At 48.7% G+C, this 21,671-nt stretch carries 23 protein-coding genes; 10 read left to right on the top strand and 13 right to left on the bottom strand.

Annotated elements, in window-relative coordinates; genetic code table 11:
• Positions 1-201: 201 nt before the first annotated feature.
• From gyrB to mutM, 8 genes are all read right to left on the bottom strand, one after another.
• The gene (gene gyrB / locus MF542_RS08060) at positions 202-2,634 is read right to left on the bottom strand and encodes a DNA topoisomerase (ATP-hydrolyzing) subunit B (protein WP_247017773.1); all 2,433 of its coding nucleotides are present in this window, start codon (positions 2,632-2,634) and stop codon (positions 202-204) included.
• 20 nt (positions 2,635-2,654) lie between these two features.
• Positions 2,655-3,839 (bottom strand): DNA replication/repair protein RecF, encoded by a 1,185-nt coding sequence (gene recF / locus MF542_RS08055; RefSeq protein WP_247017771.1) that lies wholly within the window; start codon positions 3,837-3,839, stop codon positions 2,655-2,657.
• A gap of 68 nt (positions 3,840-3,907) precedes the next feature.
• Complete coding sequence (gene dnaN / locus MF542_RS08050) at positions 3,908-5,023, bottom strand: DNA polymerase III subunit beta (RefSeq protein ID WP_247017769.1); 1,116 nt, start codon at positions 5,021-5,023, stop codon at positions 3,908-3,910.
• A gap of 263 nt (positions 5,024-5,286) precedes the next feature.
• Positions 5,287-6,678 (bottom strand): chromosomal replication initiator protein DnaA, encoded by a 1,392-nt coding sequence (dnaA, locus tag MF542_RS08045; protein ID WP_247017767.1) that lies wholly within the window; start codon positions 6,676-6,678, stop codon positions 5,287-5,289.
• A 540-nt stretch (positions 6,679-7,218) separates the two neighbouring features.
• On the bottom strand, positions 7,219-7,482 hold the full coding sequence (gene rpsT / locus MF542_RS08040; RefSeq protein ID WP_247017766.1) for a 30S ribosomal protein S20: 264 nt from the start codon (positions 7,480-7,482) through the stop codon (positions 7,219-7,221).
• Positions 7,483-7,684: 202 nt separating this feature from the next.
• The gene (locus tag MF542_RS08035) at positions 7,685-8,461 is read right to left on the bottom strand and encodes an enoyl-CoA hydratase (RefSeq protein ID WP_247017764.1); all 777 of its coding nucleotides are present in this window, start codon (positions 8,459-8,461) and stop codon (positions 7,685-7,687) included.
• A 107-nt stretch (positions 8,462-8,568) separates the two neighbouring features.
• Positions 8,569-8,940 carry a hypothetical protein gene (locus tag MF542_RS08030; RefSeq protein WP_247017763.1) on the bottom strand — a complete coding sequence of 124 codons (372 nt, stop codon included), beginning with the start codon at positions 8,938-8,940 and terminating at the stop codon, positions 8,569-8,571.
• Between the two features lie 7 nt (positions 8,941-8,947).
• Complete coding sequence (gene mutM / locus MF542_RS08025; protein WP_247017761.1) at positions 8,948-9,781, bottom strand: bifunctional DNA-formamidopyrimidine glycosylase/DNA-(apurinic or apyrimidinic site) lyase; 834 nt, start codon at positions 9,779-9,781, stop codon at positions 8,948-8,950.
• A gap of 107 nt (positions 9,782-9,888) precedes the next feature.
• Here mutM and ubiE point away from each other — a divergent pair, with 107 nt between their 5' ends.
• The 7 genes from ubiE (at position 9,889) to MF542_RS07990 (ending at position 15,354) form a co-directional block, all read left to right on the top strand.
• Positions 9,889-10,659, top strand: a complete 771-nt coding sequence (gene ubiE / locus MF542_RS08020; RefSeq protein ID WP_247017759.1) for a bifunctional demethylmenaquinone methyltransferase/2-methoxy-6-polyprenyl-1,4-benzoquinol methylase UbiE — start codon at positions 9,889-9,891, stop codon at positions 10,657-10,659.
• A gap of 14 nt (positions 10,660-10,673) precedes the next feature.
• Positions 10,674-12,200 (top strand): 2-polyprenylphenol 6-hydroxylase, encoded by a 1,527-nt coding sequence (gene ubiB / locus MF542_RS08015; RefSeq protein WP_247017757.1) that lies wholly within the window; start codon positions 10,674-10,676, stop codon positions 12,198-12,200.
• An 86-nt stretch (positions 12,201-12,286) separates the two neighbouring features.
• Entirely contained in the window at positions 12,287-13,486 is a 1,200-nt protein-coding gene (coaBC, locus tag MF542_RS08010; RefSeq protein WP_247017755.1) for a bifunctional phosphopantothenoylcysteine decarboxylase/phosphopantothenate--cysteine ligase CoaBC, read from the top strand.
• Positions 13,487-13,491: 5 nt separating this feature from the next.
• Positions 13,492-13,953 (top strand): dUTP diphosphatase, encoded by a 462-nt coding sequence (gene dut / locus MF542_RS08005; protein WP_247017754.1) that lies wholly within the window; start codon positions 13,492-13,494, stop codon positions 13,951-13,953.
• On the top strand, positions 13,953-14,159 hold the full coding sequence (locus MF542_RS08000; protein ID WP_247017752.1) for a zinc ribbon domain-containing protein: 207 nt from the start codon (positions 13,953-13,955) through the stop codon (positions 14,157-14,159). Before dut ends, MF542_RS08000 begins: the two co-directional genes overlap by 1 nt.
• A gap of 9 nt (positions 14,160-14,168) precedes the next feature.
• Positions 14,169-14,933, top strand: coding sequence for a HesA/MoeB/ThiF family protein (locus MF542_RS07995; RefSeq protein WP_247017750.1), 765 nt, complete (start codon positions 14,169-14,171; stop codon positions 14,931-14,933).
• Position 14,934: 1 nt separating this feature from the next.
• Complete coding sequence (locus tag MF542_RS07990; RefSeq protein WP_247017748.1) at positions 14,935-15,354, top strand: DsrE family protein; 420 nt, start codon at positions 14,935-14,937, stop codon at positions 15,352-15,354.
• Positions 15,355-15,372: 18 nt separating this feature from the next.
• Here the strand turns inward: MF542_RS07990 and MF542_RS07985 are convergent, their stop codons facing one another.
• Positions 15,373-16,227: a prephenate dehydratase gene (locus MF542_RS07985; RefSeq protein ID WP_247017746.1), complete on the bottom strand. Its 855-nt coding sequence runs from the start codon at positions 16,225-16,227 to the stop codon at positions 15,373-15,375.
• Positions 16,228-16,509: 282 nt separating this feature from the next.
• Between MF542_RS07985 and MF542_RS07980 the strand changes: the two genes are divergently transcribed.
• The gene (locus MF542_RS07980) at positions 16,510-17,085 is read left to right on the top strand and encodes a c-type cytochrome (protein WP_247017744.1); all 576 of its coding nucleotides are present in this window, start codon (positions 16,510-16,512) and stop codon (positions 17,083-17,085) included.
• A gap of 67 nt (positions 17,086-17,152) precedes the next feature.
• On the opposite strand, the gene MF542_RS07975 is transcribed toward MF542_RS07980, so the two are convergent.
• From MF542_RS07975 to MF542_RS07960, 4 genes are all read right to left on the bottom strand, one after another.
• Positions 17,153-18,007, bottom strand: a complete 855-nt coding sequence (locus tag MF542_RS07975) for a C40 family peptidase (RefSeq protein WP_247017742.1) — start codon at positions 18,005-18,007, stop codon at positions 17,153-17,155.
• Positions 18,000-18,356 (bottom strand): MarR family transcriptional regulator, encoded by a 357-nt coding sequence (locus tag MF542_RS07970; protein ID WP_247017740.1) that lies wholly within the window; start codon positions 18,354-18,356, stop codon positions 18,000-18,002. The genes MF542_RS07975 and MF542_RS07970 overlap by 8 nt, the downstream gene beginning before the upstream one ends.
• A 71-nt stretch (positions 18,357-18,427) precedes the next feature.
• Positions 18,428-19,843: a leucyl aminopeptidase family protein gene (locus MF542_RS07965; RefSeq protein ID WP_247017738.1), complete on the bottom strand. Its 1,416-nt coding sequence runs from the start codon at positions 19,841-19,843 to the stop codon at positions 18,428-18,430.
• Positions 19,844-19,875: 32 nt separating this feature from the next.
• Positions 19,876-20,196, bottom strand: coding sequence for a 2Fe-2S iron-sulfur cluster-binding protein (locus MF542_RS07960; RefSeq protein ID WP_247017736.1), 321 nt, complete (start codon positions 20,194-20,196; stop codon positions 19,876-19,878).
• Between MF542_RS07960 and MF542_RS07955 the strand changes: the two genes are divergently transcribed.
• A complete protein-coding gene (locus tag MF542_RS07955) occupies positions 20,195-20,674 on the top strand; it encodes a cupin domain-containing protein (protein WP_247017734.1) in 480 nt (159 codons plus the stop codon). The genes MF542_RS07960 and MF542_RS07955 overlap by 2 nt on opposite strands.
• A gap of 34 nt (positions 20,675-20,708) precedes the next feature.
• Positions 20,709-21,611: a hypothetical protein gene (locus MF542_RS07950; protein ID WP_247017732.1), complete on the top strand. Its 903-nt coding sequence runs from the start codon at positions 20,709-20,711 to the stop codon at positions 21,609-21,611.
• Positions 21,612-21,671: the final 60 nt, after the last annotated feature.

Raw genomic sequence — 21,671 nt, 5'->3', positions numbered from 1 at the left:
TTAAATAATTACAGGCCAATAATATTATATGGTTATGCTCTAAAAAAAAGGCCCAAACGCTCGGAAACGCTGGGCCTATTATCGAAACTTATGTGTCGCATTGTCGAACTTTATGCGTCATTTGTCGAAACTTATGTGCCATCCGACAACTTATGTGCCATCCGACAACTTATGTGTCATCCGACAAAAATCTGAGGCAGATTAAATATCCAGGTTGCTCACGTTGAGCGCGTTTTCCTGAATGAAGTTTCTACGTTCTTCAACCACATCACCCATCAGCTTGGAGAAGATTTCGTCAGCTGTATCTGCTTCTGAAACTTTCACCTGAAGAAGTGAGCGCGCGCTTGGGTCAAGTGTTGTTTCCCAAAGCTGCTCCGGGTTCATCTCACCAAGACCCTTATAGCGCTGAGTGTAAAGGCCCTTACGGCCGAAGCTGAGAAGTAGCTCCAGCATTTCAAGCGGCGTTGCTGCGCTGTGCGTTTCTTCCTTACGCATGATAGAGAGCGGCTTGGTAAACAGTTCAATCATATCCGCCATGCGCTTATGAAGATTGCGGGCTTCTGTTGTCTCAAGCAGATGACCATCAATTGTGTGAACATCTGTTACGCCGCGTACGACATGACGGAAGATATAGCCGCCTTCATCAGTAACATCACCGCTCCAGCCTGCTTCATCGTCGTTTTCTGCAACAGCATTGAGGCGCTCAGCCACTTTGTCGGCTACAGTCTTGCGACCAGATGCATCATCACAAAGAGCCACATCCATACCGCCCATAAGTGCGATGGTTTCAATCAGCGTTTTGTTATAACGAGGCGGCATTGCAGCGATCGTATTTTTGATAGCGCGTGCGCCGGATGCCAGATGCTTGATCTCCTCACCAGCGTGCTGCGCGCCTGTTGCATCAGTGATGACAATATCCGCAGTACCAGCGTTGAGGAGATAATCAATCAGCTCTTTATCGTCCTTCAGATAGACCTCTGATTTACCGCGACCAACCTTATAAAGTGGTGGCTGGGCAATATAGAGATATCCATTTTCGATGAGCTCAGGCATCTGGCGGTAGAAGAAAGTGAGAAGTAGTGTACGAATGTGTGCGCCGTCCACGTCCGCATCAGTCATGATAACGATTTTATGGTAGCGCAGTTTCTCAATATTGAAATCTTCACGACCGATACCTGTACCAAGTGCTGTGATCAGCGTACCAATTTCCTGGCTTGAAAGCATGCGGTCAAAGCGCGCGCGTTCCACGTTCAGGATTTTACCTTTAAGCGGTAGGATCGCCTGGTTCTTTCTGTCACGGCCCTGTTTTGCAGAACCACCCGCAGAATCACCCTCCACTATGAACAGTTCGGCTTTAGAAGCATCACGTTCCTGACAGTCTGCCAGCTTACCGGGCAGGGATGCTATATCCAGCACACCCTTGCGGCGGGTCAGCTCGCGCGCTTTCCGAGCAGCTTCACGGGCAGAGGCTGCATCAATAATTTTCTGGACAACTGCTTTGGCTTCATTCGGATGTTCACCGAACCATTCGCCAAGCTTTTCGTTCACAAGGCTCTCAACAGCAGGGCGTACTTCAGAAGATACAAGTTTATCTTTGGTCTGGCTGGAGAATTTCGGGTCTGGCACTTTCACGGAAAGTACGGCTGTTAGACCTTCACGAGCATCATCACCAGAGAGGCTTACCTTGGATTTCTTCGCGAGCCCGCTTTCGTTCACGTAAGTATTGATGGTACGTGTCAGCGAAGCACGGAATGCCGCGAGGTGTGTACCACCATCTCGCTGTGGAATGTTGTTTGTAAAACATAGTACGTTTTCGTGGTAGCTATCGTTCCACTGCAGAGATAGTTCAGTGGTGATGCCGTCTTTTTCGCCAGTGATGGTGATTGGTTCACCGATCTGGCTTGCTTTGTTGCGGTCCAGATAGTTTACGAATGCAGTGATACCACCTTCGTAAAAAAGATCTACATCTTGAACATCAGCATGGCGGTTGTCTTGCAGGCGGATATGAACGCCTGAGTTCAGGAAAGCAAGTTCCCGGTAGCGGTGCACAAGACGACCAAAATCAAATTCAATGAACTGGAAGGTATCTAGGGACGGATGGAATGTAACCGCAGTACCTTTTTTGCCATCTGCATCACCAACAACCACCAAATCTTCAACCGGTTCGCCTTTTTCAAAGCGCATGAAATGTTCTTTACCGTCACGCCAGATGCGTAGTTCAAGCCAATCAGAAAGCGCGTTTACAACAGATACGCCCACGCCGTGCAAACCACCGGAAACTTTATAGCTGTTCTGGTCAAACTTACCGCCAGCGTGAAGCTGGGTCATGATCACCTGTGCAGCTGATACGCCTTCTTCTTCGTGAATATCTGTTGGGATACCGCGACCGTTATCTGTAATGGTGCAGCTACCATCCGGGTTCAGGGTCATGGTTACAAGATCACAGTGGCCGGCTAAAGCTTCATCAATAGCGTTGTCTGATACCTCAAACACCATATGGTGGAGGCCGGAACCATCTTCGGTATCGCCGATATACATGCCAGGACGTTTTCTTACCGCATCAAGACCCTTGAGGACTTTAATGGAATCCGCGCCATATTCTTCAGCAACGCCTTCAGCTAGTTCTTCACTCATACCCAAATGACCCTTCCTTATTACCTGCCTGATGGCTGGATCTTGCCGTCAGACACTTCAAAAAATTCTGCTTTACCAGACAGGCCTTCGAAAAGGCTTTTGTCGGTTCCTGTCAGCCAACATTGACTTCCAAGCGATGCAAGCGCTTCGAAAAGCGCTATTCTGCGGTCTATATCAAGATGCGCCGCAACTTCATCCATGAGCATTAAGGGTGCCCGGCCCTTGAGCGCTGCCTGCAGCTTTGCGTTCGCAAGAACAAGAGCTACCAGCAATGCCTTCTGCTCACCTGTTGAACACAGGTCAGCACGCATATTCTTTGGCGCATGGGCTACAACAAGATCAGTCTTGTGAATGCCCACATTTGCCCGGCTGTTTGACCCATCAGCCATACGGCCCGCCTTTAGCCGCTCGCGAAACGCCAATTCCGCATCAACGGGGGCGGTTCCATCTGCCAGCATGCCCTCAAGCCAACCATCAATCGCGAGCAAGGCCTTTGGAAAAGGACCGTCCTCAGCTTCATCCAGTTGGCCTGCCAGCTGCCCGGCAAATTCGAGCCTGGCAATGGCGGCCGCGATACCGTGTTCCGCCATTCGAGCTTCAAGAGCGCTTAACCACGCACCATCTGCTCTGTTTCCCTGTTCAGCCAGCAGTTTGTTTCTTTCGCGCATTACACGCTCATAGGCACCAACCTGCCTGCTGTGGTCAGGGAACAACCCTAAAACCAGACGGTCTAAAAAGCGCCGTCTTGAGGATGGTCCCTCAATGAACAATCTGTCCATTTGGGGCGTTAGCCACCCGACTGACCATCTTTCACCCAGAACATTACTGTTTTGGGCATTTTCACCGTCAACTCTTACGAGCCGTTTTGCGGTTTCTCCGCCGGGAGTAGGTTCGATCCCCGTTCCAACTTTAATCATTTCATCGCCAACCATCAGGTCAGCGGCGGCGGCCCAGCTTCCGGGCCCTGATTGTCTGGCAACGTCTGTCAGGCTTGATCGCCTTAACCCTCTGCCAGGGGCCATATAGCTCAGTGCTTCCAAAATGTTTGTTTTGCCGGCGCCGTTTGGGCCTGTCAGCACAACAAGAGGATGGTCGCAGCCGAGCTTAAGCTGGGTATGCTGGTAACAACGAAAATCAGTAAGGGTGAGCTTGGAGATAAAAACGCGATTATGTTCCAAACTGCTCCATGCATTTTTATCCGTCACTGAGGATATTCCTTTGCTGCGGAGCAGTTTTCACCCTTTTCATCTAGTTTCGCCGCCAGTCGCTCGTCTTACACTCGCATCGGCATAAGAACGTACAGAACCGCATCATCCATAATATCTTTCAGCACTGTAGGGGCTGAAGGATCATTCAGGTAAACCTGTACGGTTTCGCCTTCAATCTGCGCTAGGATATCCAGAAGGTAGCGGCTGTTAAAACCGATCTCCAGCGGGTCTGCACTGTAGGCTGCAGCCAGTTCTTCTGTCGCTGTGCCACTATCTGGGCTGTTAACAGAAAGTGTCAGGTTATCTGGTGCGATAGATAGTTTCACAGAACGTGTTTTATCAGAGCTGATTGTGGATACACGGTCTGTTGCTTCAGCAAAGATGCGGCAATCCATTTCAAGCTGCTTGTCGTTACCTTCAGGGATCACACGGCTGTAATCAGGGAAAGTACCGTCGATCAGCTTGGATGTGATCGTCACGCCTTCAAAAGCGAAGCGGATTTTTGTGTCAGAAAGAGCAACACTGATTGCGCCTTCTGTTTCGTCAATCAGCTTGCGTACTTCTGCAACTGTTTTGCGCGGGATAATGATGCCCGGCATGCCAGATGAACCTTCAGGAACATCCTGCTCCACCTGTGCAAGGCGGTGGCCATCTGTTGCTACCGCGCGGAGGCGTGGACCATCTTCTGTTGTTGCAACATGAAGGTAAATGCCGTTCAGGTAATAACGTGTTTCTTCAGTTGAGATCGCAAAGCGAGCTTTATCGATAAGGCGCTTCAGTTCCTCGGATGCAATTTCGAAACGGTGAGGCATATCGCCTTCGTTCATTATCGGGAAATCTTCTTTGTCGAGGCATGCCAGTGTAAAGCGAGAGCGACCGGCTTTAACAACCAAACGATCATTTTCTTCAAGAGTTAGCTCAACTTCAGAGCCATCAGGAAGTTTGCGGACGATATCAAACAATGTATGCGCAGGGACAGTTGTTGACCCTGCTGTAATTACCATCGCATTTGTATTTTCAATGATGGCGATATCCAGATCGGTTGCTGTCATGGCAACAGTGTCGCCGCTCGCTTCGATCATCACGTTTGAAAGGATAGGAATAGTATTCCGACGCTCTACAACAGACTGTACGTGCCCCAGAGTTTTCAGAAGGCTATTGCGTTCGATAGTGACTTTCATGGAATGTTTCTTCTTATCTGACTGCTTATCTTTGGCCTAACCACACTTGTTTGAAAGCTAATCATCCTCCTCCCCGGAAGAATGAAAGAGGGGGTAAAACCTCTCTTCGCCACAAGTGGGTATCTATTTATAAAGACAATAGCGATTTTCGCCCTTAAACCAAATGAAAAAGCATAAAAAACTGCATTTTTTTCTCGGTAGAAACAGAGTGATTCCTACCGAGTCGAAATTTATGAAAATAAGGCTTGGGAAAGCGTTTTATTTTAAGCCTCTAGAAGACGTGAGAGACGGGTAATATCTTCGTCCAGCTGGCTATCATCTTTACGCAGATCTTCGATCTTGCGTACAGCGTGCATCACCGTTGTGTGGTCACGGCCACCGAAGCGGCGACCGATTTCCGGCAAGCTTCGACTCGTTAACTGCTTGGAGAGATACATAGCGATCTGGCGAGGGCGAGCAATATTACGTGCACGGCGCTCTGACAGCATTTCTGAAAGCCGCAGGTTGAAGTAATCCGCCACAGCACGCTGAATTTCATCGATGGTTAGCTTACGGTCGTTTGCTCGGATCAGGTCCTGCAGTACATCCCGTGTCATATCCATCGTGATAGGGCGACCAACCAGTGTTGCGTATGCCATCACCCGGTTAAGGGCACCTTCAAGCTCACGGACGTTAGACGTGATCCTGCGTGCAAGGAATTCCAGTACATCAGCTGGTACGTCAACGCCGGCTTGTTGTTCTGCTTTTGACTGAAGGATGCCGAGACGGAGTTCATAATCAGTTGGATGGATGTCAGCCACTAAGCCCCAGCCGAGACGGGAGATGATCCGGTCTTCAATGCCTTCAAGATCAGTTGGTGAGCGGTCAGCTGTGATAATCACCTGGCAGCGGTTGTCTACAAGCGCATTGAAGGTGTGGAAAAATTCTTCCTGCGTACTGTCTTTGTTGGCGATGAACTGGACATCATCTACCATCAGCAGGTCAACATTCCGGAATTTCTGTTTGAAAGCGTGTGTGTCTTTGAAACGGAGAGCTGCGATAAATTCAAACATGAATTTCTCGGCCGAGATGTAAGCTACTTTCTTCTCGGGCTGGCTCTTCTGAACTTCCCAGGCAATAGCATGCATAAGGTGGGTTTTACCGAGACCAACGCCGCCGTGTAGGAAGAGCGGGTTAAAAGCAACTTCAGTGGATTCTGCAATGCGCTTCGCGGCCGCATAAGCGAGTTCGTTAGATTTACCAACAACAAAAGAATCAAAGGTATATTTAGGATCGAGAGCAGCCCCTTCCATCTGTGGAGCCTGTGATGGAGCGGCAGGTACACTTTCCGTCTCTGACGAAGTATTGCCAGTTGGCCTCTTTACTTCGGAGCGCGCTGAAAGGCGGATGTTTAAGCCCTTGATGGATGGGTTTTCTGCAGAGAAATAATCTTTAATGCGTGGTGCATAGTGACGTTGAATCCAGTCACGAACAAATTTTGTTGGTGCTGTCAGCTCAACGGTACCTGCATCAACACCATTATAACCGATTTGATCGAGCCACGTTGTATATGCCTGTTGTCCAAATTCATGCTTGAATTTCTCGCAAACACGCCCCCATGACATATCGTCAGTACTAGCATCAAATTGCTGTACTGCAGCGTTCTGTGCTCCCATTTTATTTGGCTCCCTGTTGACCATCGGGTTTATTTACTCCTTCACCACGCGCTACCGGCTACCCAACTTGCCAGTCCCGATGAAACATCCACGCCCGCGTTGGACTGCCTTATGTGTTGGCCGTGTGCAGTCTCTCGAGACAAAAAAGCACTGGCGCGCCAAAACAGGAGCGTGAACATCAAAATTTTTTCAAAAGCGATAGCGTAACCCCAGCTTTTAAACCCCTTCGCCTGAGTTACTTCCAAGCAGCTCTCCTATCGGAGATGGCTGGTTGCTCGGTAAGGCCTATCGCAGTCAAGAAACGAAGATACATCCGGCTCAGAACGCCAGCAACTGAATCTATCGCTTGACTCTAAGATTCTTAGTAGCCGTATGGTGATTCATGATTTGGACCACAAGATATTGATTCAGGGAAATTGTATACAATTTCGTGTGCATGCTTTGTTCTGGTTTTTGTCTCAAAAATGAAAAAGGCCACATCAGGTGATGCAGCCTTTTTTCAATTTGAACCGCTTCTGAAGAAGCGAATCGGTATTTCGATTAAGCGATAGCTTTAACGCGAGCGCTTAGACGAGAAACCTTACGTGATGCAGTTTTCTTGTGCATAACGCCTTTAGTAACACCGCGCATGATTTCAGGCTGTGCAGCTTTAAGAGCTTCTGTCGCAGCAGCTTTATCACCAGCTGTGATCGCGTCTTCAACTTTACGGATGAAAGTACGGATACGGCTAACGCGTGATTTGTTAATAGCAGCGCGGCGGTCATTACGACGGATACGCTTTTTGGCTTGAATTGTATTTGCCATTTTTTTCAACCTTCGTTGGCGGCGCTTCCTGCTGGTTTCTTCAACCAATCGGGCGCTCACCCTAATTACGTTACATAATGCGTTTTCAGCAGCCTATTACAGTTTTACTGCAACGCCAATGAATTTGACGCGGTGTTTAAACTGTTTCGAGCCTTCGGTCAATAGTGAAAAGACTGGAAAACCAGCCTTTTCCGATTCGTTTTTACCGGTTCTTAAATTGAGGCTGACGCTTCTCAATAAAGGCGTTCATGCCTTCCTTCTGATCTTCTGTTGAGAAGAGCGAATGGAACACACGGCGTTCAAACAGCAGGCCTTCTTGAAGTGTTGTCTCAAGAGCACGATTCGTTACTTCTTTGGCAAGGCCAACAGAAGGTGCAGAAAGTTCGGCGATAGCGCTTGCTACTTCAAACACGCTTTCCTGCAAGTCTTCTGTTGGAACGATGCGACTAACAAGGCCGGAACGTTCTGCTTCTTCAGCATCCATCATGCGGCCTGTAAGCATCATATCCATTGCTTTGGATTTGCCAACAAGGCGTGTAAGGCGCTGAGAGCCACCAATGCCGGGAATGACGCCAAGCTTGATCTCTGGCTGGCCGAATTTTGCATTTTCAGCTGCGATGATGAAATCACATGCCATTGCAATCTCGCAGCCGCCACCAAGGGCATAGCCTGAAACTGCTGCAATCACTGGTTTGCGCACTTTGGCGAACACTTCGTTGATTTCAGCAAACTTGTTTTCTTTGAGTACGTCAGCAAATGTTTGTTCAGACATTTCTTTAATGTCTGCACCTGCGGCAAAAGCTTTTTCACTGCCAGTTACAATAACAGCGCCGATTTCATCGTCGCTATCAAGAGCAAGAAGCGTGCTGCCAAGTTCACTGAGGAGCTGTGCATTCAGTGCATTGAGCGCGTCTGGGCGATTTAGCGTGATAACGCCAACGCCATCTTGCTTATCAAGCAGGATCGTTTCAAAAGTCATAAATGAGCCTTCTTTTTGGTCCGACTTCTTAAAAGCAGACTCCTACTTTGTAGCGAACCATTTGAAAAGGGTTTTGTGACGAACAGAGTATGTTCGGGAATATATGGTTATTTTGTTGGCGCAAGCCTCAAGATGATGCGTCCTGTTTCCGCCTGAGGTGCATCATTCAGAAAGGTAACAGTATTACCGCCGCGTGTGCATTTTAGACTCTGGGGAGGGCGTTTACAGCTCCAACCAAGGGCGGAAAGGGCAGTTTTGTAGGCATTTAACGCCTCTGTCCCTTTGTTGCTGGTAAGTAAAGTAGCTTCAGCAACCGTGCCGCTCGGGGTATCAAATACCACTGGATCACCTGCAATTTCACTTACGATTTCAAGCTTCGGTATATCCGGAAACCCTTCAATAAAGCCATCTTCAGCTATCAGCACCGATGAAGCAAATGTGAAGGCAAAAAGTGCGAATATCTTGGTTAATTTGGTCATAAAGCTCTTATCGCTGACATTTGGGGCAAAAAAATGTTGATCGATTCGATTGCACGATCCGGTCAACCGTACCACCACATCCTTCTTTCAGGCAAGTTTCGCCTTCACGACCATAGGCCTTGAAGCTGTGCTGGAAATAACCAAGTTCTCCATCCACTTGTGCATAATCCTTCAGGGTGGAGCCCCCTGCCTCTATAGCTTCGCTGAGAACAGCGCGAATTGTTGGCACAATCGCTTCAATTTGTTTTTTACTGATGTCTTTGGCAGCTGTTTCTGGGTGCACGCTTGTGCGCCACAGCACTTCACACACATATATATTGCCAAGCCCGGCGACGATTCGTTGATCCAGAAGCGCAGCTTTAATATTCGTCTTCTTATTATGGAAGGCGGTCAGCAGGGTATCTTCATTAAAGCTGTTGCCAAGTGGTTCAGGGCCGATGTTTTTAATATGGTCATGATCATCAATGGAGTTGATGTCGGAAAAGAGCCAGAAACCAAACCGGCGCGGGTCATTATAAACCACACGGTCGCCTGCCTCTGTCTCTATATAAATATGATCATGCTTCTCAAGCTCGGGCGCTGTACCAGCCTTATATATATTAAAGCGTCCTGACATGCCTAGATGTAGGATAGAGACAAGCCCGTCTTCGCATTCCATTAGAATATATTTTGAGCGTCGCTTAAGGGCAGTAACCTTATTGCCTTCAAGTCGTTCGCTGAAATCTTGCGGAATATCATAGCGCAGGTTTTTTCGGCGCGCTTTGGCAAGGCGAATGGTTGAGCCTTCAAGAACAGGGGCTAAACCTTTGCGTACAGTCTCTACTTCGGGAAGCTCGGGCATTTTGTCGCTATATTCTCTCTAAATATAAAGGAAGCTGGTATCCTCGGTTAGCCTAGTTTATGGTCGCCCGCAATATTCAAGTAAAGTAAGTTTAAGGCACTGGTGCTATGAGCAGTTCAGCAAGCGAAAATCAATCCGGCGAAAACACTACCCATTTCGGCTATAAGACCGTGCGGGAAGAGGAAAAAGCTGGCCTTGTAAAAGGTGTGTTTAATTCGGTTGCTGACAAGTATGACGTGATGAATGATGCCATGAGCATGGGGATTCATCGTGTTTGGAAAAACTCCCTTATTGATACCGTGAATCCTCGCCGGAAAATGCATCTGCTTGATATGGCAGGCGGTACTGGTGATATCGCTTTTCGTTTCCTTGATGCATCACCTGAAAGTTCTGTAACTGTCTGTGATATTAACGCGGAAATGCTGCGCGTTGGCCGTGACCGCGCTGAAGAAAAGGGCTACGCTGATCGCTGTGAATTTGTGTGCGGTGATGCCATGAAGCTGCCGTTTGAAGACCGCAGCATGGATGCATACACCATTGCGTTCGGTATCAGGAATGTAACCCGCATTCATGAAGCGATTGAAGAAGCTTACCGTGTGCTCAAGCCCGGCGGTACATTTTACTGCCTTGAATTTAGCCCTCAGGTGGTGCCTGTGCTTCAGGAAGCCTATGATACATACAGCTTCAATGCGATCCCGTGGATGGGCGAAAAAATCACAGGCGACAAAGAAAGTTATCAGTATTTTGTGGAATCAATCCGCCGTTTCCCAACACCTGATAAATTTGAGGCGATGATCCGAGAAGCTGGTTTTAGCCGTACTGCTAAGCGATCTATGTCGGCAGGTATTGCTTACATCCATTCTGGCGTACGTATTTAATAGGGCAGCTATACGTGAAGACACTTTTCCACTTATGGCAACTGATTACCATGGCTGCAGGGTTCCGCCGCTATGGAGCTTTGCGCGCACTAGATAATATTCAGGAAGTACCCGATTGGGCACCGCGTCTCCTGCGCTGTTTTACTTTCTTTATTCCGCGCCGCAGGAAGTTACCTGAAGCAGACGGCGAACGTCTTGCGCTTGCACTCGCTGATATGGGGCCGGCTTATATTAAGCTTGGGCAAACACTTGCTACACGCCCCGATCTGGTTGGTCGCCCCATTGCAGAAGGGCTTTTGACCCTTCAGGACAGTTTGCCTGCTTTCTCATTCGGTAAAGTAAAAGCAACAATAGAAGAAGAGCTGGGCGGCCAGCTTTCTGATCACTATAGCGAGTTTGCGGAAACTCCAGTAGCTGCTGCTTCTATCGCACAGGTGCATAAAGCGGTGACGACTGAGGGGAAGAAGGTTGCTGTGAAAGTGCTGCGCCCGGATGTGGAAAAGCGCTTCAACCGCGACCTTTCCTTGTTTAATTGGCTTGCAAATCTGGCAGAAAAGCACAGCAAGGAAGCACGCCGCTTGCGCCTTAAAAAGGTGGTGGCAAAAGTTCGGGAAACCGTAAACCGTGAGATGGATCTGCGCCTTGAGGCCGCGGCTTGTGCAGAACTCGCTGAAAACATGGCGAGTGAAAGCAATTACCGTACACCTAAGATGGAATGGGAGCTTACCGCCCGCCGTGTGATGACCCAGGAATGGGTGGATGGTATTCGCCTTGCGGATAAAGAGGCACTTGAAAAGGCAGGCCATGATCTCCCGAAGCTCGGCAACACAGTTGTTCAGGTGTTCCTGAAGCAGGCGCTGCGGGATGGTTTTTTCCATGCTGATCTCCATCAAGGTAATCTTATTGTGCAGCCGGACGGCAGTATTGTTGCGGTGGATTTCGGGATTATGGGCCGCCTTACCAAGCGTGAGCGCCGGTTCCTTGCGGAAATTCTGTTTGGTTTTATTCGCCGCAATTATACACGGGTGGCGGAAGTGCATTTTGATGCGGGCTATGTGCCACGTACTGAAAGCGTTGAGGAGTTTGCGCAAGCTATGCGTTCGATTGCTGATCCAATTATGGATCTGCCGATCGAAGAAGTATCTGCAGGCCAGCTTCTTGCACAGCTTTTTGCCACAACAGAGCGGTTTAAGATGCAAACCCAGCCACAGCTTTTGCTGCTGCAGCGTACGATGGTAATGGCGGAAGGTATGGCACTTCATCTGAACCCGCAGGCGAATATGTGGAATATCTCAGAGCCAGTGATTGAGGAATGGATCAGATCTAACCTGTCGCCAGAAGCACGTCTGGCGGATTTGGTGAATAAGCTGCCAAACCTTCTGGAACGCATTCCAAGCCTTATTGAAAAATGGCTCGATGAAGACGAAGCTACCGAGGAAGACGAAGAAGAAACTGTTGAGCAACCACGCCCGCAAAAGCTCTGGCCGTTTGCACTCGGGCTTATCACTGGTGCAGCTATTCTGAAAATTCTCACACTTTGATGTTACCTCGCTGTACGCCAGCGTGATTGCAGCGCGGCATGTTTCCCTTTATATGAAGGGTGGAATTAAAGTTTAAGGAAGCCCTTATGCTGAACGGCAAACGCATTCTTCTTATCATTGGCGGCGGTGTTGCGGCCTATAAAGTGCTTGATCTGGCGCGCAGGCTAATGGAGCGCGGTGCGCACGTGCGCGGAGTGCTCACAAAAGGCGGGCAGGAATTTATCACCCCGCTTTCTGTTGCAAGCCTGACAGGTGAAGAATGCTATACAGAACTTTTCTCGCTGAAAGATGAAGCAGAGATGGGGCATATCCGCTTATCGCGAGAAGCCGATCTTATTCTTGTGGCACCTGCAACAGCTGACCTTATGGGCAAGATGGCTGGTGGGCTCGCAAATGATCTCGCGTCTACTGTGCTGCTGGCAACTGATAAACCAGTAATGGTAGCGCCAGCAATGAATGCGCAAATGTGGGACCACCCCGCAACCAAACGTAATGTCGCAACACTCAAAGGTGATGGTGTCCACTTTATCGAGCCAGGCGAAGGTATGCTGGCTTGTGGTGAAGTTGGTGCCGGGCGCTTGGCCGAAGTGCCAGACATGGTTGAAGCGGTTGACCAGTTTTTTTCGTCCGCACCACAGCCTCTGAGCGGCAGGCACATTATCGTGACAGCGGGGCCGACCCACGAGCCGATTGATCCTGTGCGCTATATCGCCAACCGTTCAAGCGGCAAGCAAGGTTTTGAGATTGCAGGCGCGCTCGCAGCCCTTGGTGCAAAGGTTTCATTGGTGGCAGGGCCTGTGAACCAGCCAACACCAAAAGGCGTGAACCGCATTGATGTGGAAACAGCGCTTGAAATGAAAGATGCGGTGGAAGCCAGCTTGCCAGCCGATAGTGCAGTATGTGTTGCTGCAGTGGCTGATTGGCGTGTAGAAAATGGTGGCAAGACCAAGCTCAAAAAGTCTGTGAATGGCCTGCCTGAATTGGCGCTTGCTGAAAACCCGGACATTCTCAAAACTATATCGAACTTAAGTGGTAATCGACCACATTTAGTTGTTGGTTTCGCTGCCGAAACAAATAACGTGCTGGAGTATGCTGCCGCCAAGCGTGAGCGCAAAGGCTGTGATTTAATCGTTGCTAACGATGTATCAGACGCTACTGGAATTATGGGAGGGGACCATAATGAAGTGCATCTGGTAACCGGTAGCGGGGTTGAAAGCTGGCCGAGCATGGCGAAGGCCGACGTGGCGGGTAAACTCGCTCAAAAGATTGCTGATTTATTAGGATAAATTTGATGACTACTACCGTATCCATTGAAGTTAAGCGCCTGCCGCACAGTGAAGGCTTGCCGCTTCCGAAGTATGAAACATCTGATAGTGCTGGGATGGACCTTTATGCTGCGCTTGCTGAGGGAGAGACAATCCCGCTTGGTTCCCTTGAACGTGCAATGATCCCCACAGGATTGGCGATGGCGCTGCCAAGCCGGCATGAAGCACAAATCCGTCCGCGCTCCGGTCTTGCTGCAAAGAACGGAATCACCTGCCTGAATACACCAGGAACCATTGATGCCGATTACCGCGGCGAGGTGAAAGTGATCCTCGTAAATCTATCAAATGAACCATTTACTATTGAACGCGGCATGCGCATTGCCCAAATGATAATAGCGCCCGTAACACAAGGTGAGTGGTTAGAAGTTGTGGAACTTGGGGAAACAGAGCGCGGCGAAGGTGGATTTGGATCAACGGGGACAAAATAATGTCAAAGCGCTGGGAATGCCCAAAGTGTGCAAACACTTCTTATGAAACAGATGAAATTACAACGACAGGCTCTACATGGAGCAAGTTCTTCAATATTCAGAACCGCAAATATGTAGCGGTGACCTGCCGGAACTGTAATTACACTGAATTTTATAAAGGCCAGACCAGCACCCTTGGTAATGTGATCGATTTCTTCGGCAATTAGGAAGCCTTCTTGGATTTCACAGACGAACAATTAGAGCGCTATGCCCGCCATATCATCTTGAAGGAAGTTGGCGGTGCTGGGCAGATGGCTTTGTCACAGGCGAAAGTGCTTGTGGTGGGGGCTGGTGGTCTTGGTGCGCCTATGCTGATGTACCTTGCAGCCGCAGGCGTGGGCACCATTGGTATTGTGGATAATGACCATGTGGAGCTATCAAACCTGCAGCGGCAGATTATCCATCACACGCCCGATGTAGGTGCCTTAAAGGCAGAAAGCGCGAAGGCAAAGCTTGAAGCGCTGAACCCTGAGGTAACTATCAATATTATTCCTAAACGTCTTGTGTCAGAGAATGCGGAAAGCATTATCGGTGGCTATGATATTGTGGCAGACGGTACTGATAACTTTAAAACGCGGCACCTTATCTCCGATACCTGTGTAAAGCTTGAGAAGGTACTTGTTTCAGCGGCTCTTGGCCCATACGAAGGGCAGATAGCAACCTTTAAACCCCACGCGGGTGAAGGCTTGCCGTGTTACCGTTGTTTCCTACCCATTGAACCTGATCCATCGCAGGAGCGTACTTGTTCTGATTTCGGTATTCTTGGTGCGGTCGCTGGTGTGGTTGGCAGCCTTCAGGCACTTGAAATTCTCAAGGAAATCACAGGTGTAGGTGACGGTCTCGCGGGAAAAATGCTGATGGTCGATACTTTCAGTATGAATGTACGCAAGATTGGTTTACCGAAAGACCCGGGTTGCCCAAGCTGTGGGGAAGGAAACTAGTATGGCAAAGCAAGCACCTCGCAGACCAATGACCTTGATGGTCATTAGCCCGGAGGCTGACCGTATTCATATGGCATTGATGACAGCAGCGACAGCTGCGGCCATGGGCCAGCCAACAACTTTCTTTTTCTCAAAAGCTGCCGCCAAATTTCTAACGAATGAAGGTTGGGAAAAGCTTCAAACCAGTGAAGGGGTGGCGTCCACTGAAATGGATATAGCCCTTGATGCAGCTGGCGTAGCAGACAAAGCTTTGTTGATGGATGGCCTTGCTGCGCTCAACGTTCGTTTTGTTGTGTGCGAATCAGCGCTTCGCGAGCATAATATCGATGCTACAGAGATTATTACCCGACCAGCGGTGGAAGTTAGTGGCCTCGCTGATATCATCGAAAAAGGTACTGGCGGTGATTGGCTGACTTTCTAAAAAGCCAGCCTTTGGTGTTTAAACGCGGGCGCGTTCCATTTCGTAGGTGCCTAGAATATTCACACGCTTTGAATGAAATTCCAGTTCCTCCATCGCGCGTTTCACGTTTGCCATACCCAGATGGCCTACGATATCCACGTAAAACTCTGAAACGGTAAAGCTGTCTGATTCGTAATAGCTTTCAAGCTTGGTCATGTTCACGCCGTTAGTGGCGAAGCCGCCAAGGGCTTTATAAAGCGCGGCAGGGATGTTCTTCACTTCGAAAGTAAAGCTTGTCATCAGTTCTCCGCGTAATTTCTCAGGCTCTGTTTTTTCCTGTGAAAGTATAACAAAGCGCGTGGTGTTATTGCCTTCGTCCTGCAGGTCTTCGGTGATGATCTGAAGGCCGTAAACTTCTGCAGCCAGCTTGCTGGCGATGGCAGCAACAGAATTATCGCCGAGTGCTGCAACATGTTTGGCCGAACCCGCAGTATCTGCGAAAGGTTCTCTGTGCAGGCCCATAGCACGCAGGTTTTTCCGGCACTGGCCAAGCGCCTGTACGTGGCTGGTTACTGATTTCAGTGTTTCTTTACTGGCATCTGGTGTTGCTAAGAGGCAGTGACGGATGCTTTCAAAGTGCTCACCAATGATATGAAGGCCTGAACCTGGCAGAAGGATATGGATATCCGCCACGCGGCCAGCGGTGCTGTTTTCAATGGGAATCATCGCAAGCCGGGCTTTACCATTTTGTACCGCTGCAAGCGCATCTTCAAAGCTTGGGCAGGGCAGAACATCCATAAACGGAAACTTCGCCTGTGCTGCCATGTGGGAATAAGCGCCGAGTTCGCCTTGGAAGGCGATCGTATTCTTTGGGTCTTGGGCAGAGGTGTTCATTGAAATTTCCATTTAAAAACATATTAGAAGGGTAGAATTTGTGCCAAGAGCAGCGCGCTAAGTCAACGGATTGAGAGGCGTTTTAGGTCCTGCGGCTTCGTGTCACGCCAAAAAAAGTGATTTTTTTGTCGAGATTCTTTAAAAAGGTGCAATTGACATCTTGAAAAAGATGCCCATGAGCGGCTATTGTCGCGCCGAACTGGTTACCGCGCTATATTAGGCTCTGTCAGGGGTGATAGAACGGGTAACTGATGGATTGCTCGTCTGCAAGGAGAAGAGCCTGTGGATTCCTTTGAGTGGAATAAAGTAATGGGCGCGGTTATTTCGTTTGCCCTACTGATCATGGTTATTAGAACCATTTCTGATAGCACGTTTCATGTAGAAGAAACGAAGCCTGCTTTCACAATTGAAGTTGCCTCTGCTGGTGGTGCTGCTGAAGCTGTAGAAGAAGATAAGCCTTCGCTTGCAGTTCTTCTTGCTTCTGCTGATGCTGCAAAAGGTGCGAGACAGTTTGCTAAGTGTAAAGCTTGTCACACTGTTGAAAAAGGCGGCAGAAACGGTACTGGCCCGAACCTTTACGGTATTATTGGTCGTTCAGTTGCTGCGGATGATACGTTCAAATATTCTTCAGTTCTTGGTGGTGCAAACCAGATTTGGACTTGGGAACTTATGGACCAGTGGCTTACAAGCCCTAAGAACACATTCAAAGGCACATCAATGGGCTTCGCTGGTATCAAGAAAGAACAACAGCGTGCTGACCTGATGGCGTACCTACGTACATTTGCTGATGTTGAAGAAGCACTTCCAGTGGAAGAAAGTGCTGAGAAAGCTGAAGAAGCTGCTGAGGTTTCCAGATAAGCTTTAAGCTGATAAGAATTTCAGGAAGGCGGTACCATCTGGTATCGCCTTTTTTGTTGCTTGGTATCTAGGTTGTGAGGCGCTTGAAACCTGAAAAAGGTGGTTTGTCTGTCTCGCTTGCCACCCAGCGAATCACGTCTTCAAGTGGATCAATAGTTACAGCCATGTGAGTGGCGTTCGCGTGCAGTAAGCGTGTATCATCCAGCATCCAGCCTACGTGGCCTGGAAAGAAAGCCAGATCACCATGCCTTGGTGTTTCATGCTGCTCTAACAAACGACCAAGACTGTTAAACTGAGCACCTGAATCCCGATGAGTGCGAATACCGCATGCAGCAAGGGATATTTGTATGAGACCTGAGCAATCTATCCCCAAGCGTGAGCGACCACCCCACAGGTAAGGCGAGCCAAGGAAAGAAAGCGCAATACCAACTGGGTCCGCTGTAACGGCGCCTATTTCATCAAGGTGCTTGCTGTAAACCCAGTTACCATCAGCAAGTGGCAGAAACTTATTCTCCTCTGCTCCGGTGGTCGCCGTAAGGTAAGACCCCATCGGAACTGCCTGCATAGGCTGGGATTTAAGAGAAGGCTTCGCATAGATATGTGTAAGAGGCGCTGAAACTTGATGGGTTGGTTTCTGAAGAGTTTGGCTCAGAGATGAAATCTCCACCCACCCTCTATAGCCATCAATAAGGCTAGTGATAAAAGCCCAGCCCGTTTCTGCTTTTTCCAGATATACTGGTTCGCCGTAAAGAAGGCAGCTTAATGTTTCTGCATGAAGATCGCCGGCTTCTTTAAGTAAAACAATCGGCTCTGAAACCTGATGGCTTGCTTCATCTCTCAGGGAAAGATGCGCTGCTGTTTCCAGAAGGCCTTTTGGGTCCAGAAAATCAGGAAAGCCAAAAGCCTGAGTTACGTTATTCATCGTCCTGCGGGATTTTCTTATCAGCGGCTACGATACGGTCAGAAAGCTCGCTGAGAAATACTGCACCTTTCACTGTGCGCTGTACCAACACACTGCGTTTGTCTGCATCGTCTCGTTTCCGTTTCACGAGACCCATCTGGCCCATTGTATCGAGAGCGCGTGTGATAACAGGTTTTGTTACATTCAGGTCAGCCGCAAGGCCGCGAACAGTGTGTGGTGGCTCTGTCATGTAAACAGAAAGAAGAACAGACATTTGTCTGGATGTTAGGTCAGGGTCTTTTGATCGCACGCTTTGAAGGTGAGCTTCACGCCACACTTTCAGCATTCGCGGATTTGTTTTCTCTGACATAACAGCGACTCCTCTAACCCCATAGTATAGCTGTATCTAGACAGCGGAACAAACCCTGTCCCAGAAAGAGGTTAGTCGTCAAGCGTCAAGATTGTGTTAATCGCTTTAAATGATGCACGAATTCCCTGTGCGGCACCTCCGTGAGGGCGCCCAGGTTTGGTAGACTGAGACCAAGCATATACGTCAAAGTGAACCCACGGAATATTTTCACCAACAAACTTCTGGAGATAGAGTGCAGCTGTAATAGAGCCGCCAAAACCACTTTCAGCGCAGTTGCTCATATTCGCGATACGGCTGGAGAACATATCATTATAGGGAGCCCAAAGCGGCATCCGCCATAATGGATCGCCTGTTTCCTTTGCGCCTTGTTCTAGAGCTGACCAAACAGAATCATCATTGGTGTATGTAGCGGGTAAATCTTGGCCCAACGCTACGCGTGCAGCACCGGTTAGGGTTGCGAAATCGAGCATAAGATCAGGGTTTTCCTCAGATGCTAAGGCGATAGCATCACAGAGAACGACACGGCCCTCGGCATCTGTGTTGTGGATTTCCACTGTCAGGCCCTTGCGGGTGTCGATTACATCACCCGGTCTGTAAGCGTTTCCGGATACGGCGTTTTCTACAGCAGGTATAAGAAGGCGCAGTCGCACTTTCAGGCCAGTAGCCATGATAAGCTGCGCGAGCCCAATAGTGTGTGCGGCGCCGCCCATATCTTTTTTCATGAGGCGCATGCCGGCCGCAGGTTTTACATCCAGTCCGCCTGTATCAAAACAAACACCTTTGCCAACAAGAGTTAGCTTTGGTGCATCTTCCTCTCCCCACTGCAAGTCTATTAGGCGTGGGGCTCTGCCCTCAGAGGCGGCACGGCCCACAGCATGGATCGCAGGGAAGTTTTCTTCAAGAAGATCGTCGCCAACAATCGTAGAGCAGGTGGCGCCATATTGTTCCGCCAGTGCTTCAACGGTATCCTGAAGATGGGCCGGCCCCATATCTTCTGTTGGCGTGTTTACAAGATCGCGTACCGTGGCCATCGCGGATGCTTCGGCCGCGATAAATTCCATATCGATGCTGGCAGGAAGAAGAAGTTTCTTCGCTGGCTTCTCTGCCTTGTCTAAATATTTGGTAAAGCTATGTTGAGCAAGGCACCAACCAAGTGCCCCTTGGCTAAGAGCCGTTTCAGAAGCTTTACCTTCAACACGATATGCTCCGTCTTCCAGTCTTTCTGCAACTGCCGCGAGCCACCAAGGGTCGTCGCCAGAAATACCATCGCCAGTTCCCACAAGAACTTTGGTTAGTTCACCTTCCGTGTTCGCTACAGCAAGTTGCTCACCTGCTTTGCCAGAGAACCCGTTTGCTTTACACCAGTTTAATTCTGTAGCTGATAACCCTGACAGGCCTTTAGTAAAAGCACCGTTATCTACAAGAGTTAAAGAAACAGCACTTTGAGTATCAGAATCTGTGCCGAGAAAGGCGGTGAAATCAAACAAAAGGGATCTCCGAAATAGCTTGTTAGGGAAGTTTAGTCTTCTGGGGCCAAGGTTACTTTAAGGCCATCCATGCTGTCATCAACTTCTACCTGGCAGGAAAGGCGGGAGCTGCCGGACTGGAAATGCTCACTATCTTCCAGAAGATACTGTTCATCATCTTCCATCTCGGGAAGTTTGGAGCATTGCTCTTCTTCAATAAAAACATGGCACGTGCAGCAGCTACAGCAACCACCACAAACAGCGGCCATATCATCAAAATCATTGTTACGGATATTTTCCATTAGAGAAAGACCAACCTCGGCTTCGATTGTGCTCGTTTGGCCCTCGAGGTCTGTCACAGAAATCTTTACCATGCTTCTTTCCAATTGTAAGGCATCACTAATATATACTAGGGAGATAGGTTATTCGGCAAAACATCAAGCTTTGGCAAGCAAAAAGCGGAAAAATTACGGTGAACTGATGCATATTGTAAAAATGGATAACGTTAAAACCCCAACGATTGATTTGGGTGGTGAGCGCATATTTGAGCTTTTAAATGCTTCAAAAGCCGGTGGCGGTGTTCAGAACCATAGTATGATTTTGTTGGAATTAGACGCTGGTCAAGCTTCACCTTCAGAGGCACATTTTCACAAGCAATCGGAAGAAACTTACGTGGTTCTTTCTGGTTTAGCAATTATGCGGATCGAAGATCAGGAATTCAGGCTTGAAGCAGGCGATGTTGCGGTTGCCGGTATAGGCGAAAAACATCAAATCATAGCCCAGGGAGATCAGCCGTTGAAGTGTTTGGCAATTATGGCTAAGCCCTTTGATGTTGAAGATGTATATACCTAAGTGGCTGTCGCTACTTAATAGTTGGGGATAATTTGTGCAGCGCGTCTTATTTCATTGCGGATCGGCCAAAACTGGTTCAACGGCTATCCAGCAGCAAGTTTTCCTGAATGATGATATACTTAAAAAACAGGGTATTTTTTATTGTCCGCGGTTCGTGCGTGCGGGCAACGTTGACCCGCTTAATCTCTATTTAAGAGATCTGAAATTTAAGACCGACCACCTGGAAAAACAGATGCTGGTGAAAGCAGGGCAGGAACGTTTACGTACTCTTGAAGCTGAGGGCTTCCATACGGTGATTATCTCCAACGAATCTGCACTTGGTGACCCATTTCACGATAGGAAAACGGGTTTTTTTCCTCATTTGAAAGCTACCGCACCTTATGTCAAAGAGCTTTTCAAAGATGTAGAGGTGATCCCTCTGTTTGTAATCCGTAATGTAGCGTCTCTCCTGCCGTCGTTTTATGTGCAGCGTGTAAGGCAAGGGGGTATTTATTCTGCCGAGGATTATTACGATCAAGTTTGTGCACATGATGTATCTTGGATTCCGGTTGTTCAGGAGTTGCTTAGGTTGTTTCCTTCTGCTGAGCGGCGGGTTGTATCCTTCGAATGGTTAGCAAGGCAGGAGCAATCGCTTGGACAAGGGCTGTTTGGTGGCTTACTACCAGAAGAATGTTTAAAGCTTGATCGAGATCGTCCCAGTAATCGTGCAGCAGGGCAAAGAGCGCTTACTATGATGCGTATGATTAACCGAATGGGTGAAACATATGCGGGTATCGCTGGAAAAGATCCGGTACGTGTGCAACGTGAACTGAGAGATAGATTTTTCCCAATTGTGGAAAAATTCGGTGGTGAGAAATTGTTGCTCAAGGGAAAGCTTGGGGAAACACTGACCATGCTTTACCAGCAAGATCTTAGGGCTTTGAATATCGCGGGATAAAAAAAGGGCCGGTAAAAACCGGCCCGAAAGTACATCTGCACTCCGCAGATGTGAGGGACA

Source organism: Kordiimonas laminariae, assembly GCF_023008165.1.
GTDB classification, from domain to species: domain Bacteria; phylum Pseudomonadota; class Alphaproteobacteria; order Sphingomonadales; family Kordiimonadaceae; genus Kordiimonas; species Kordiimonas laminariae.
The sequence above is the reverse complement of the archived record's forward strand: the minus strand, read 5'-3'. Positions and strand labels throughout refer to the sequence as shown.